At 36.9% G+C, this 13,407-nt stretch carries 15 protein-coding genes; 2 read left to right on the plus strand and 13 right to left on the minus strand.

The window, feature by feature from the left end; genetic code table 11:
- Positions 1–27 precede the first annotated feature (27 nt).
- From JHT90_RS10745 to JHT90_RS10760, 4 genes are all read right to left on the minus strand, one after another.
- A complete protein-coding gene (locus JHT90_RS10745; RefSeq protein ID WP_201090797.1) occupies positions 28–444 on the minus strand; it encodes a roadblock/LC7 domain-containing protein in 417 nt (138 codons plus the stop codon).
- Positions 445–456: 12 nt separating this feature from the next.
- A complete protein-coding gene (locus tag JHT90_RS10750) occupies positions 457–984 on the minus strand; it encodes a GTP-binding protein (protein ID WP_201090799.1) in 528 nt (175 codons plus the stop codon).
- 7 nt (positions 985–991) lie between these two features.
- Positions 992–2,584 carry a hypothetical protein gene (locus JHT90_RS10755; protein ID WP_201090801.1) on the minus strand — a complete coding sequence of 531 codons (1,593 nt, stop codon included), beginning with the start codon at positions 2,582–2,584 and terminating at the stop codon, positions 992–994.
- Between the two features lie 183 nt (positions 2,585–2,767).
- The gene (locus tag JHT90_RS10760; RefSeq protein ID WP_201090803.1) at positions 2,768–3,898 is read right to left on the minus strand and encodes a toxin-antitoxin system YwqK family antitoxin; all 1,131 of its coding nucleotides are present in this window, start codon (positions 3,896–3,898) and stop codon (positions 2,768–2,770) included.
- 186 nt (positions 3,899–4,084) lie between these two features.
- Here JHT90_RS10760 and JHT90_RS10765 point away from each other — a divergent pair, with 186 nt between their 5' ends.
- Positions 4,085–4,558: a pilin gene (locus JHT90_RS10765; protein WP_201090804.1), complete on the plus strand. Its 474-nt coding sequence runs from the start codon at positions 4,085–4,087 to the stop codon at positions 4,556–4,558.
- 36 nt (positions 4,559–4,594) lie between these two features.
- The gene (locus JHT90_RS10770; RefSeq protein ID WP_201090805.1) at positions 4,595–5,482 is read left to right on the plus strand and encodes an esterase/lipase family protein; all 888 of its coding nucleotides are present in this window, start codon (positions 4,595–4,597) and stop codon (positions 5,480–5,482) included.
- A 112-nt stretch (positions 5,483–5,594) separates the two neighbouring features.
- Here JHT90_RS10770 and clpS read toward each other — a convergent pair whose 3' ends face one another.
- The 9 genes from clpS to JHT90_RS10815 form a co-directional block, all read right to left on the minus strand.
- On the minus strand, positions 5,595–5,960 hold the full coding sequence (clpS, locus tag JHT90_RS10775) for an ATP-dependent Clp protease adapter ClpS (RefSeq protein ID WP_201090806.1): 366 nt from the start codon (positions 5,958–5,960) through the stop codon (positions 5,595–5,597).
- Positions 5,961–6,035: 75 nt separating this feature from the next.
- On the minus strand, positions 6,036–6,911 hold the full coding sequence (gene prmA / locus JHT90_RS10780) for a 50S ribosomal protein L11 methyltransferase (protein ID WP_201090808.1): 876 nt from the start codon (positions 6,909–6,911) through the stop codon (positions 6,036–6,038).
- A 77-nt stretch (positions 6,912–6,988) separates the two neighbouring features.
- Entirely contained in the window at positions 6,989–8,335 is a 1,347-nt protein-coding gene (accC, locus tag JHT90_RS10785; protein WP_201090810.1) for an acetyl-CoA carboxylase biotin carboxylase subunit, read from the minus strand.
- Positions 8,336–8,351: 16 nt separating this feature from the next.
- Positions 8,352–8,813 carry an acetyl-CoA carboxylase biotin carboxyl carrier protein gene (accB, locus tag JHT90_RS10790; protein ID WP_201090812.1) on the minus strand — a complete coding sequence of 154 codons (462 nt, stop codon included), beginning with the start codon at positions 8,811–8,813 and terminating at the stop codon, positions 8,352–8,354.
- Between the two features lie 17 nt (positions 8,814–8,830).
- Positions 8,831–9,277, minus strand: a complete 447-nt coding sequence (gene aroQ / locus JHT90_RS10795; protein ID WP_201090814.1) for a type II 3-dehydroquinate dehydratase — start codon at positions 9,275–9,277, stop codon at positions 8,831–8,833.
- 238 nt (positions 9,278–9,515) lie between these two features.
- Positions 9,516–11,324 (minus strand): protein-disulfide reductase DsbD, encoded by a 1,809-nt coding sequence (dsbD, locus tag JHT90_RS10800; RefSeq protein WP_201090817.1) that lies wholly within the window; start codon positions 11,322–11,324, stop codon positions 9,516–9,518.
- A gap of 103 nt (positions 11,325–11,427) precedes the next feature.
- A complete protein-coding gene (gene era, locus JHT90_RS10805; RefSeq protein WP_201090825.1) occupies positions 11,428–12,324 on the minus strand; it encodes a GTPase Era in 897 nt (298 codons plus the stop codon).
- Positions 12,321–13,010 (minus strand): ribonuclease III, encoded by a 690-nt coding sequence (gene rnc, locus JHT90_RS10810; RefSeq protein ID WP_201090828.1) that lies wholly within the window; start codon positions 13,008–13,010, stop codon positions 12,321–12,323. The genes era and rnc overlap by 4 nt, the downstream gene beginning before the upstream one ends.
- A gap of 3 nt (positions 13,011–13,013) precedes the next feature.
- Positions 13,014–13,397, minus strand: coding sequence for a DUF4845 domain-containing protein (locus tag JHT90_RS10815; protein WP_201090829.1), 384 nt, complete (start codon positions 13,395–13,397; stop codon positions 13,014–13,016).
- Positions 13,398–13,407 lie beyond the last annotated feature (10 nt).

The raw sequence follows: 13,407 nt of genomic DNA on the forward strand, positions 1-13,407 counted from the left end.
TTATAACCTAATAAAATAAAAGAAATCTTATTCCAATTTAGGTAATTTATTAGCAATAACATCTATAATAATTTTAGCTTGATGAAGTACATGATTAAGCATTGCTTCACGAGAAGCAACAACACAAAAAATCATCGGATAGGTTTTATATTGAATATCCATAATCACTAAAAAGCCATTATCATTCTCAATAGTAACACTGCGATATTGGGTGCCCATATCAGTTTCTAACATCGCCATATTACCAATAGCCGATAACGTACTAGATACGGCTGATAATTTGGCTATATCAGAAGCATCAGTACATTCTGCTGCAATTTCAAAACCATCCACTGTTGATATTAATGCAGCCTTTATACCTGAAATATTCGTCACTAATCGATTTAATAATCTCCCAGAAACATTGTGTACTAATGACGAAATATTTCCGTCTATCTTCCTCATATAACTGATCTCTTATTCCCGATTTTCTAATTGGGTTAATAGGATATCCAATATCTTTAATACTTCTTCTTTTTGGCGCACATCAGCCGCAATAATAGGACAAATAATCTTGTATTCAGCAATTACATCATCAAAATCATCTAATGAAGGAGCCTTGTTTTCATCAAATTTACAAATGCAAACAACACTACCTGTTTTATCAATTAACTCAGCGAAGTTATCTAAATAAATCTTTAAATCAGCAATAGGATCTGGTCTGGTATGATCTACCAGAATAATAACCCCCATAGCACCCTGCCCCAAAACTTTCCACATAAATGAAAAGCGCTCTTGACCAGGCGTACCGTATAAACGTAAACGTTCATTTTCACTGATTGTAATCTGACCATAATCAAATGCTACCGTTGTTGATTCCTTGCCCACAGTACTATCATTATTTTTCACATCTGTTGAAATTGTAGGAATTTCACTAATAGCTGAAATTAATGTAGTTTTGCCTGCACCAACTGTCCCAGTAACAATAAATTTATACTCAATCATAAAGAAATTATTTCCTTAGTAACCCAAGGGCTGCACGTATCCTATATAATATTCCCTTTCTTTGCTTAACTTCTTCCTTCACTGGCTCCTCTTTAACAGCAGATTCATCAGCTTTTTCTTCGACAAGATCAACATATTCAGCTACTTTTGATTCAATAACCGCATTCATAAAACGCTGACAGACTGCTAACGGTAAATCTGACTGCTTTGCCATATCCTCTACAGACATAGGAACATTGATGACCATAGAAGCCAGGATTGCATTACCTGGATGGCGTTGAATAACTTCTGACTTAGGCCAACGTATTAACTTAATGCGCTTAGAAAACTCATTAGTCTCCTCTACATTTGCCACTACAGGTTTAGCAGGCTCTTCTATTACAATGGGTTGCGCTACTGCTGGTGTGGCTGGCTCTACTGCTGTTACAGTAGCGGCTTGCACTGTAATTTTTTCTTGTAACGTCGGTATAACTGGTGGTGCGACAGCAGGCATTTCTAATGCAGAAGATGCCACCTCAGTTAACGTAGGGGCTAGTACTGTATTTTTTTCCTGTAATGTTGGTATAACTGGTGCCACGACAGCAGGCGTTTCTAATGTAGAAGATGCCACATCAGTTAACGTAGGGGCTGGTACTGTATTTTTTTCTTGTAATGTCGGTATAACTGGTGAGGCAACAGCAGGAGTTTCTAACTCAGTAGAAACCACCTCATTTAACGTAGGAGCTAGTATTGTATTTTTTTCTTGTAACGACGGTATAACTGGTGTTGCCACTGTTGGAGAGGCTAACTCAGGAGAAACTACATCGGTTAAAGTAGGCGTTAAATTGTCTATTGTCTCTAATTTTGCATTAAAAAGAGAAGATTTTACATAAGAAATGGGTTTATCTAGCGAGTCCTCTGTGGTTTGCAGACTCAGTTGCACCATTTTCGGAGGAATATAATCAACCGTTTCTTTTATCGTTGGCTGACTCTCAACAATCGCTTCATTGGTATTATTAACTTTAAGAACATTATAATTATTTAAAATACTAAGAGCATCTATTGTGCTAGTTTCAGTAGCTTGCTTATTAGCCGTAGACTCTGTAACTGATGGTTCAATCGCTGTATTTGTAACCTCAGTTACTGCTACATCTACTTCAGCAGTATCAGTGTTTGGCGTAAAATCAATAATACCTTTTGCAGGGAGCGCTGTATCCTTACTCTCTTGCTCGTCAACTACTTGTTTAGTGGCTATATATCCCACCGAAAAAGGCTTACTAAGAATGTTCTTTTCAATATGAGAGAGCTTATCAACCAAATGTAATGCTTTAATGGGCAATGCTATAGGCACAACAGCCCGCGCATTTTTTGGATAAAAAATATCTCCCAAAATGCAGACAATATGCTGCTCCTTAATGGCAGAAAAAGGATCTTGTCCTGCACTAAGTAAGGCTTTTGCATCACTACCCACTATGACTACAATCGTGTCACTACTGTCCTTATGCGCCCATTTATAATCATCTTTAGAATTATATAGTGATATAATGGACTGAACTAAAATCTCTTCACGACGATTCAAATGAATAGTAGAATAATAGATGAAACGGTTATCACTACCCATATTAACTACGTTATCCCGTTGTTGTTTAATCCATTCATACTAAGTTATACATAAATAACTAAATTATATTGTGCTAGCATTATATAAGAAATATGGCAATAAGTAGCGATAAAGATCAACAATTTTACATAATATTTAAATACTAACTTTTCATTTATTATTTATTAAGTTATAGAGATTACTTTAGCCTTTTTTAGCCTGTTCAAAGTCTATTTTTCTAATAACTTGCCCATCGCTACTCTTTTCTATCCAAAGACCTTGTCGTTGATCATTTAAATAACTACCTGATTGCACTTCTTTACCTGTTATAGACCATTCTGTCCAACTTCCCTGTTTGACACCATTAATCATATTACCCTCTGCTTTTTTTATGCCAGTCTTATACCAAAACTGCCATATGCCCGTGGCTTTACCAGCCACTAATTTACCTTCTGCTTGTTTTTGGTCATTATCATACCAATAACTCCATTGCCCTTGTCTTTGGTTGTTAGACATTAATCCTAAGGTTTTTCTATTTCCATTGTCATACCAAGATGACCATTGACCCTCAGCAATACCCTTTTTAAAAATAGCTTGTGATTTTAATTGGCCATTTTCATACCAACGCTTAACTACCCCATCAACCTTGTTATTAACTAAGGTTTGCATCAGTTTTTGTTGACCATTGCTATACCAAGTGCGCGAAAGCCCATCTAATAAGCCATTTTTATAATTTTTCTCTGCTAATTGGTTGCCCTGCTCATCCCACTGAGTAGTAATACCGTCTAAAACACCCTCCTTAAATGACTCCTCCAATATTTTCTTGCCTGTTGTGGAATACGTTGTAATAGTACCTTTACCTGCTTTTAAATCAGCCTGCTGCTTTAATTGGCCATTGATATACCACGATTTAAGTGCAGTTAATTTACCTTGTGAATACTCAGCTTCAATTTGGGGCTTACCATTACTGTACCAACCTAACCATTGTCCATCAGGCTTACCATCAGTAAAAGTAATATCATATTCTTTTTGTCCATTCTCATACCATGATAGCAAATGGCCATCAATAGAATTCGCCATCAGATTATACAAACCACTTGGTTTATTCAGTTGTGTTGTATTTTTTATTGTAAAAGGATCTGTTTTTTTGTTACCGCTCTCATAAAAGTCTTGTACTACTACTGATCCATTTGCTTTTCTTTCAAGCACTTTGCGTTCAAATCGGACAGACTGGCTATCTGCTTGTTGCATATTATTTGCCATTGCCACAGGTATTGTTAACCCTAAACCAATATTCAGTAAAGCAAGTATTGAAAAGTAGATGACTTTTGTCATTTATAACTCCAGATTAAGCAAAGACTATTAAATAACCTATTACTATAGCTATAGCCAATATATATAACTATTAATTATTTCAGTAGCATTATATGTTTTTAACACTTAACATTATAAAATATACTTTTTACAATCAACCCCCCAATAGTTTATTACATCTTCACTCCACATAGGCAGCCGTCACGCATGGAACCAAAAGAAAACACCCAAACTATCGATATCAAAAAACAACGTATAGTAGTTGTTAAAGTTATTGTTGCGATGACATTGTTTTTATTGGGTATTCCCTTCTTACTTTTTTTAGGTACTACTTATTACACCAATAAAGGGTTAATGATGGATGTCTATTTAATGGGGCAAGAATACACACAGCAAGTGACAGACTTTTATAACCAACAGAATAAATGTCCAACTAATCAAGATATTATAACCACTGTCACAGAAAAAGATATGGCACAAACAATAGATTTCACATCAGCAGCAACCGAAAATACTTGTATTATTACCCTAACCGTAAAAACTTTAGGTATTTCTTTAGATGACAAACAATTGGTATTAAGCAAAACGTTTAATCAAACTAATAATACTGATTGGCAGTGTGCATCTAATGCTAGTAGTTTATATTTACCAGCAATGTGCAATCCTATACCATCTGAATAATGCTAGTCAGTTAATACTTCTATTTAATATTTAAAGATGGATAGTAAATCTAACAATTCAGCCATTATCAACTCAACCAAATACCCTATTTTACTGGTTCATGGCTTATTTGGTTTTGAGAAAATTGCAGGCTACCCTTATTTTTATAAGATAGATGAACTATTACGCCAACAAGGTGCTAATGTATTCACCCCTGTAGTTTCAGCTGCTAATACAACAAAGAATCGTGGTGAACAATTACTACTGCAGATTAAACAAATTTTAGACTTAACTAAGGCAGATAAAGTTAATTTAATAGGTCATAGTCATGGTGCTCTAACAGCCCGTTATGTGGCTGCCTGTTATCCTGAATTAGTGGCCTCTGTTACTTCGGTTAATGGTGTTAATCATGGTTCTGAAATTGCAGATGTCATGTTAAAAGTCTTAAAAAATAAACTATCTAGCAGCATAGCTAATAAATTAATCAGTCACTTTGTTAATTCCGTTACCTTATTAAGTACGAAACGCCATCTGCCACAAGATTTTATTGGTGCATTGAACTGCCTTTCTACAGAGGGCGTTAAGCATTTTAACAACCAATATCCACAAGGCATTCCTACAACATGGGGAGGTGAAGGCTTAGAACTAGAAAACAATAATGTCTATTATTATTCATGGTCAGGTATTCTTAATACAATCCCTATCACTCTCAGCAATAAATTTTCCCTGCTCTCTCTTAGCAGCAGATACTTTGTAAAAGAACTACAGCAAAATGATGGCTTAGTAGGACGTTTTAGCAGTCACTTAGGAAAAGTTATTCGCTCTGATTATCCTATGGATCATGCCGCAGCAGTCAACCAAATTAGAGGCAAATGCAATGCCAGCATTGACCCAACAGCATTATATATTGAACATTTACAAAGACTTGCTTTAAAAGGTCTATAATTTAATGGTGTTATTTAGTATAAACTAACAGCGTTTGTTAGTTATCTAACATAGCAAATCGTAACGCCTCTTTATTCCACTGCACAAAGCCCAATAGCACATACATCAGCAATTATTCTTGACATTCCACTTCACAGAGCAAGGGATGATCATTCTGCCTTGAATATTCATTCACTTGCATCGCTTTTGTTTCAGCCACATCCTTTGTATAAACACCACAAACGCCTTTACCCTCTGTGTGAACCTGCAACATAACACGGGTTGCTTTTTCATTATTCATAGCAAAAAAACGCTCTAATATTTCTACCACAAAATCCATAGGGGTATAATCATCGTTTAATATAACTACTTTATACATGGGAGGAGGTTTTAGTTCTGGATCACTCGTCTGAGTAGTAACATCATGGCTTGCCTCACGCTCCCATTCGTCACCCTCTTGACATAAAATTCTTTGTATTGCTTGATAGCTAACTGTCATTTTTCTAAATCATTTATAAACTGATAATTAACAAGGCATTATACTATGCCTATCCCCTACTATCGTCAATATAAGTTACTTACGTTGCCCTGTAATACGCACCCAACCCTCTTTAGTGGCAGTAGGGCACAAATTAAAGTAAGGCTCATAGGCAGCACGGACTTCATTTGCCTGTTCTGCTAAAATACCTGACAAACATATCCACCCATTAGGTCGTGTTAGTTTGGCTAACTGTGGTGCTAAATTGACTAATGGACCCGCTAAGATATTCGCTAATACCACATCGGCTGTTATTTCAGGCATTTGCTCAGGCAAATAAACAGTGAAATCTTCTGCTGGGATCTGATTACGTTTGGCATTATCAAGCGAAGCTTCTAATGCTTGCTTGTCAATATCTGTTCCCACTACCTGTTTAGCGCCTAATAATAAAGCAGCAATGGCTAAAATTCCAGAACCACAACCAAAATCGATAACCTCTAAACCCTTTTCCATATACTGATCGAGCCACTCAAGACATAGGGCTGTTGTGGGATGTGTACCCGTACCAAAAGCTAACCCTGGGTCTAATAATAAATTAGTAGCACTAGGATCAGGCGCTTCGCACCAGCTAGGTACAATCCACAAACGGCTACCAAAACATAATGGTTGGAAGTTATCCATCCAACTACGTTCCCAGTCTTGATCTTCTAATACTTCAAGCTCATATTGTGGCATTGTTCCTAATGCTTGAGCCAATGATAAAAGCAACTGATCAGCTACAGTATCACCCTCAAACAAAGCCAATAAATGTGTATGCTTCCATAAAGGGGTAGTGCCTAATTCAGGCTCAAAAATAGGTTGATCTTCTGCATCCATAAAGGTTACAGAAACAGCCCCACAGTCTAATAAAATATCTTCATATTCTGCTGCTTGCTCTGGGGTAATTGCTAGTTTTAGTTGTAACCAAGCCATTTTCAACCTTTTTTAATTAATTAGTTATAAATAAAAAGGAGCAGTAAAACTGCCCCTTTCATTAAGTTAATTAATTATTAACTTTTCATATTAAGCTTATGCTCTAGGTAATGAATATTAACAGCACCCTTACAGAATCCAGCATCACGTACTAAATTCTTATGTAATGGAGCATTGGTTTTAATACCATCAACCACTAGCTCATCTAATGCGTTACGCATACGTGCTAATGCTTCATCACGATTACCACCATAAGTAATTAATTTACCTATTAAAGAATCGTAATTAGCAGGTACACGGTAACCGTCATAAAGATGAGAATCCACACGTACACCATTGCCACCTGGCGCATGGAAATAATTTACTAAACCTGGACAAGGCATAAAATTATCTGGATCTTCAGCATTAATACGGCATTCAATAGCATGACCACGAATAACCACATCTTTTTGCTTAATCGATAATTTTTCACCGCCAGCAATACGTAGCATCTCTTTTACAATATCAATGCCTGTCACCATTTCAGTTACAGGATGTTCAACTTGGACACGGGTGTTCATTTCAATAAAATAGAAACGACCATCTTCATACAAGAATTCAAAGGTACCTGCACCACGATAACCAATATCAATACAGGCTTTCACACAACGATCTTGTACTTCTTTCCGTGCTTTTTCATCAATAAAAGGCGCTGGCGCTTCTTCAATCACTTTTTGGTGACGACGTTGTAATGAACAATCACGATCACCTAAATGAATAGCATTCCCCTGACCATCTGAAAGTACTTGTACCTCCACATGACGTGGATTAACAAGGAACTTCTCAAGGTAAACCATAGGGTTACCAAAAGCCGCCTCAGCTTCGGTACGGGTTAAACGAGCAGCTTTAATAAGCTCGTCTTCGTGGTGTACTACACGCATACCACGACCACCACCACCACCAGCTGCTTTAATAATAACTGGATAACCTACTTCACGAGCAATCTTTATTGCTTGCTCTTCATCTTCTGGCAATGGACCATCAGAACCAGGCACTGTAGGAACACCTGCTTTTTTCATCGCATCTTTAGCAGATACTTTATCACCCATTAAACGGATAACATCAGCGGTAGGGCCTACAAAGGTAAAACCTGAATTTTCCACTTGCTCAGCAAAATCAGCATTTTCTGCTAAGAAGCCATAACCAGGATGAACCGCAGTAGCTCCTGTGACTTCAGCAGCTGCAATAATAGATGGAATATGTAAATATGACTTAGCAGCAGGGCCAGGGCCAATACAAACAGATTCATCAGCAAGACTTAAATGCATAAGCTCACTATCAGCTGTAGAGTAAACTGCTACTGTTTTAATACCTAACTCTTTACAAGCGCGTAAAATACGTAAGGCAATTTCACCACGATTGGCGATTAATACTTTCTCTAGCATGGCTAGCCCTCACCTATTAAACAATTGTAAATAGTGGTTGGTCGTATTCTACTGGCTCACCATTCTCAACAAGAATTGAATCAATAACACCACTTACTTCTGCTTCGATGTGATTCATCATTTTCATTGCTTCAACAATACAAAGCACATCACCTTTCTTCACTGTTTGACCAACTTCAACAAATGAAGCGGCAGTAGGTGCTGGCGAACGATAGAAAGTACCTACCATTGGCGAGCGGATAACATTACCTTTTAACACTTGTGCAGCAGGCGCAGCTTCAGCAGGCGCAATAGAAGAAGCTGCAGGAGCTTGTGCTGGTGCAGCAACTGGAGCAGGCGCAGCATAAGTAGGTGCTGCTAAAACTTTATTACTATGACGACTAATACGAACAGACTCTTCACCTTCATGAATCTCTAACTCATCAATGCCAGACTCTTCTAACAACTCGATTAGTTTTTTAACTTTACGTATATCCATTATTTTAACTCTCTGGTTTATTTACTATGTTCAATTTGCTCAATCGCTGTTTGCAAAGCAAAATAATAACCTTTGGCACCTAAGCCACAAATTACTCCAACAGCTATATCGGAAAGATAAGAATGATGACGAAAAGGTTCACGCCTATGGACATTACTTAAGTGAACCTCGATAAAAGGAATATTTACCCCTAACAATGCATCACGAATGGCTACACTGGTATGAGTAAAAGCACCTGGATTAATTACTATAAAATCAATTTTTTCACTGCGCGCAGCATGAATACGATCAATTAATTCATGCTCAGCATTACTCTGCAAATAGGCTAATTGATGCCCTTGCTGTTTAGCATACTCCTGTAACCCAGCATTAATTTGCGCTAGTGTTGTAGTACCATACACTTCTGGCTCACGTGTTCCTAATAAATTAAGATTTGGGCCATGTAAAACTAAAAAAGCTGCCAAAAAGCCATCCTTTTATTTGTAACTTTATTAACATCATTATGTGGTTTTGCTGTTTATCAGTGCTCAGACTAACTAAACTAACTATTCTTTTCTAAATTTATGTAGGATAGAAACAGAATAACCGAAATTCGTTGCATTTTACCGTAAACTTTTACTATTAGCACTACTTTTATTTATTAATTATTTATGTTAGGTAGATATAAGTCATTATATTTATTTTTCTAATTATTACCGCTTTTTAAGGGTTAATTCTATCTAAATGGGCTAAGAATTCTGCTTGCCCCATTTCACCAACAATTCGTGCATTTATTAGTTCATTACCTACCCTATCAAAAAATAAAATTGTCGGTGGGCCAAATACTTTATAATTATTTTGTAACTGACGATGTTGATCCGTCATTTTTGACATATCAATTTTAATTAACTGATAATCAGCTAATTTAGTAGCCACTGCATCGTCTTCAAATACTTCTTTTTCCATTTTTAAACAAGCAATACACCAATCTGCCGACCAATCAACCATGACTATCTTATCTGCTGCTTTAGCTATTGCCAGTTGCTTATCCAATTCCTCTTGGTTATAAACCACTTGCCAATTAAGCCGAGTGTTTTTGCTGATTGATTGTTCAGAAGTAGCAATACGTTTTAACGACTGTAAAGGATCATCATTACCTTGCCATGCTCCCACCCAAGCACAAATGGCATAAACAATTAAAAATAATCCCACTACTTGAGCTAACTTTTGTATGGTAGTTTTAGGACTAGAAAAATCAAATGTCCCGATAAAGATTGCTACCCCAGCGGCTAATAATCCCCATAATGCCAAGGTAATATAACCTGCTATTATTCTAGATAATAAATAGATAGCAACCGCTAATAACATAACACCAATAGCATTACGTACCACCACCATCCACATACCTGTTTTAGGTAATAACGCTTTACCACCCGCAGCAATAATAAACAGTGGTAACCCCATCCCTAACCCTAAGGCAAATAAGCCGATTCCACCACCAACTGCGTCTCCTGTTGTGCTAATATGCAGTAAAATACCTGCAAATGGCGCACTAACACAAGGTGAAACCACTAAACTTGAACATACACCTAAAATCGCTGCCCCTAATAATGAACCACCATGTGTTTTATCAGCAGCCTTATTCAATGGATTAGTAATAAAGGCTGGCAACCTTAGCTCAAACAAACCAAACATAGCTAAGGCAAACAAAACAAAGAAGATGGCAAAAGGAATAAGCACCCAAGGTGACTGTAGTCTTGCAGCAATATTTAATTCTGCACCAAATAAACCTAATAACACCCCAAAAATGGCATAAGTAATTGCCATCGATAATATATAAGTTAATGCTAATAGCTGCGCTCTTAATGTTCCTACCTGCCCTCTTAATACTACGCCAGCAAGAATAGGTAACATAGGAAATACACAAGGCGTTAAACTTAATAACAAACCAAAACCAAAATAGGATAATAAGGTTAGCCAAGATAACGCAGCCCAAGAATCACTGAATGAAAGACTAGAAGAATTTTCTATTGGCTGTGAAGCAACAGGTATCACACCTGCTACAGGAATAGTTGCGGTTTCCATGGGATAACACAACCCTTTTTCAGCACAACCTTGATACTTGATCTCAAAATTAAATGCAAACTTATCAGGGTTTGTAACAGGGATAACTAGATCTAAAACCGCGTGATATACCTCAACTTGCCCAAAAAATTCGTCCTCTATTATTTGTCCTTTAGGTAAAGTAAACGAGGCAATAGTCACCTTAGGGTTATCACTTGCAAAGGAGAAACGCTCTTTATAGAGATAATAACCATCTGCAATAATAAATTGTAGATGAATACTTTGTGCATCAATTTGTTTTTTTTCTATACGAAAGGCTTGTTCGACAGCTAAAAAACTATCTTGACTATCCGTAGCTACCCCACTTCCACCAAATACACTATCAGGCCGAGCTTGTAAAATATCATTATTAGCCAGTGCAGGAACAATAACTATTAAAGATAATAGTAAAATGACTAGTCGCTTCATCGTTCTCATTAATTTGTTAACTTATTAATAGGCTATGATAATCAGAATAACCTAAGCTAGGCTGCCATAAGTGTTTGGAAATGTGACAAAGCTCTCAACAAACCTAGTCTAAATAGCCTAAAGAACGCATAGCACGTTCATCATCTGACCAACCACGTTTTACTTTTACCCATAAATTGAGCATTACTTTGGAATCAAACAATACTTCCATATCTTGTCTAGCTTCCTGACCAATTCGTTTAATTCGCTCGCCTTTATCACCAATCAGAATTTTTTTCTGACCATCACGTTCCACCAAAATTAAGGCGTGAATATGTAAAATAGCACCTTCTTGTTTAAATTCTTCTACTTCAACATTCACTTGATAAGGGAGCTCAGCGCCTAATTGTCGGGTAATTTTTTCCCTTACAATTTCAGCTGCTAAAAATCGACTTGAACGATCTGTTATCTGATCTTCAGGATAAAAATGCTCAGCCTCAGGTAAATAGCTGCCTATCAACTCCTCTAAAGCGGTTAAGTTTTGTGAATGCAATGAAGAAATAGGTACAATTTGCGCGTTAGGCAATTGATTACTTAACCATTCTAAATGGGGTAATAGCTCTTTTTTATCCTCTAACCGATCAATTTTATTAACCGCTACAATCACAGGCATCTTAAGGTATTGCACCTTATCAAGCACTAACTGATCTTCTTCAGTCCAACGATTTCTATCTACCACAAACACCACTACATCTACATCGCGCAAAGCATTAGCAGCGGTCTTATTCATATAACGGTTAAGGGCTTTTTCATTTTCCTTATGTAACCCTGGAGTATCCACATAAATCGCTTGTACTGCACCTTCGGTTTTAATACCCAACATCGTATGACGGGTAGTTTGTGGTTTACGAGAAGTAATAGCTAACTTCTGCCCTAAAATATGATTTAGCAGAGTAGACTTGCCAACATTAGGTCGCCCCACAATAGCTACATAACCACAACGCTCAACAACCTCTGTCATACTTTTTTACTCTCTAATAAATCCAATGCTCTTGCTGCTGCTTGTTGTTCAGCAATACGACGACTACTACCCTTACCGCGAGTTTTCTTATCTAACATAGCAAGATAGCACTCCACGTAAAAAGTACGCTCATGAGGCTCACCTTCTATATTAGCCACCTCATATCTTGGTAACTCCGCATTACGGGACTGTAAAAATTCCTGTAAGCGAGTTTTAGGGTCTTTGTTAGTATCCACAAGGGTTAATGTATTAAATTCTTCTGTTAACCAAACCAATACACGCTCACGGGCTTTATCCATACCCGCATCAAGATAAATAGCACCAATTAATGCTTCCACTGCATCCGCTAAAATAGAGTCTCGACGAAAACCACCACTTTTTAACTCACCAGAACCTAAATGCAAATAATCGCCTAGCTGAAAATGGCGCGCTAATACTGCTAATGTTTCACCTTTAACCAATTTAGAACGCAAACGTGATAGCTGACCTTCCTTTGCCTGTGGAAAACGCTCAAACAGTGCTTCTCCTACTACAAAATTAAGAATAGCATCACCTAAAAACTCTAAACGCTCATTATTTTTACCCGAAAAGCTACGGTGGGTTAATGCCAATGTCATTAACTCTAAATCTGTGAACGAATGCCCTAGCTTATCTGCTAAAGTTTTTAATGCTCTATCATTTATCATGTATTACTTTAATTTAGCTTGGTAGGTTTTATTAAATACATTAGAAAGATAAGTATCACCAAATATCATGTTATCTTTTCTATAATCTACAGTTAATCTGACTTGACTCCCTAGATTTTCTGCTTTAATAATCTCTCTTGCCTGTAATTTTACATTATTTTGATCTAAACCTTTTTGCACATAGTCATAAATTTGATCAACACCATACAGACTATCTTGCTCACCCTCTTTTACTACATTTTCCAATAAATCATTGACTACTCTATTATCAATAATATCCATTGTTACTTTAAAAATAGGCAATGCCAATACAGCGATCAACGCTATAAATAACACGATAATAATATTTTTAATGGTATTAGCCGCAGAAAACTTAGCCTCAGCCATAATAATCTCC

Source organism: Entomomonas asaccharolytica (genome assembly GCF_016653615.1).
Taxonomy (GTDB): Bacteria; Pseudomonadota; Gammaproteobacteria; order Pseudomonadales; family Pseudomonadaceae; genus Entomomonas; species Entomomonas asaccharolytica.

Coding starts and splice junctions, on each gene's coding strand:
- accB (WP_201090812.1), bottom strand. CDS start 8,813: ATGGATATACGTAAAGTTAAAAAACTAATCGAGTTGTTAGAAGAGTCT.
- prmA (WP_201090808.1), bottom strand. CDS start 6,911: ATGGCTTGGTTACAACTAAAACTAGCAATTACCCCAGAGCAAGCAGCA.
- era (WP_201090825.1), bottom strand. CDS start 12,324: ATGACAGAGGTTGTTGAGCGTTGTGGTTATGTAGCTATTGTGGGGCGA.
- JHT90_RS10755 (WP_201090801.1), bottom strand. CDS start 2,584: ATGGGTAGTGATAACCGTTTCATCTATTATTCTACTATTCATTTGAAT.
- rnc (WP_201090828.1), bottom strand. CDS start 13,010: ATGATAAATGATAGAGCATTAAAAACTTTAGCAGATAAGCTAGGGCAT.
- dsbD (WP_201090817.1), bottom strand. CDS start 11,324: ATGAAGCGACTAGTCATTTTACTATTATCTTTAATAGTTATTGTTCCT.
- JHT90_RS10815 (WP_201090829.1), bottom strand. CDS start 13,397: ATGGCTGAGGCTAAGTTTTCTGCGGCTAATACCATTAAAAATATTATT.
- clpS (WP_201090806.1), bottom strand. CDS start 5,960: ATGACAGTTAGCTATCAAGCAATACAAAGAATTTTATGTCAAGAGGGT.
- accC (WP_201090810.1), bottom strand. CDS start 8,335: ATGCTAGAGAAAGTATTAATCGCCAATCGTGGTGAAATTGCCTTACGT.
- JHT90_RS10745 (WP_201090797.1), bottom strand. CDS start 444: ATGAGGAAGATAGACGGAAATATTTCGTCATTAGTACACAATGTTTCT.
- JHT90_RS10765 (WP_201090804.1), top strand. CDS start 4,085: ATGGAACCAAAAGAAAACACCCAAACTATCGATATCAAAAAACAACGT.
- JHT90_RS10760 (WP_201090803.1), bottom strand. CDS start 3,898: ATGACAAAAGTCATCTACTTTTCAATACTTGCTTTACTGAATATTGGT.
- JHT90_RS10770 (WP_201090805.1), top strand. CDS start 4,595: ATGGATAGTAAATCTAACAATTCAGCCATTATCAACTCAACCAAATAC.
- JHT90_RS10750 (WP_201090799.1), bottom strand. CDS start 984: ATGATTGAGTATAAATTTATTGTTACTGGGACAGTTGGTGCAGGCAAA.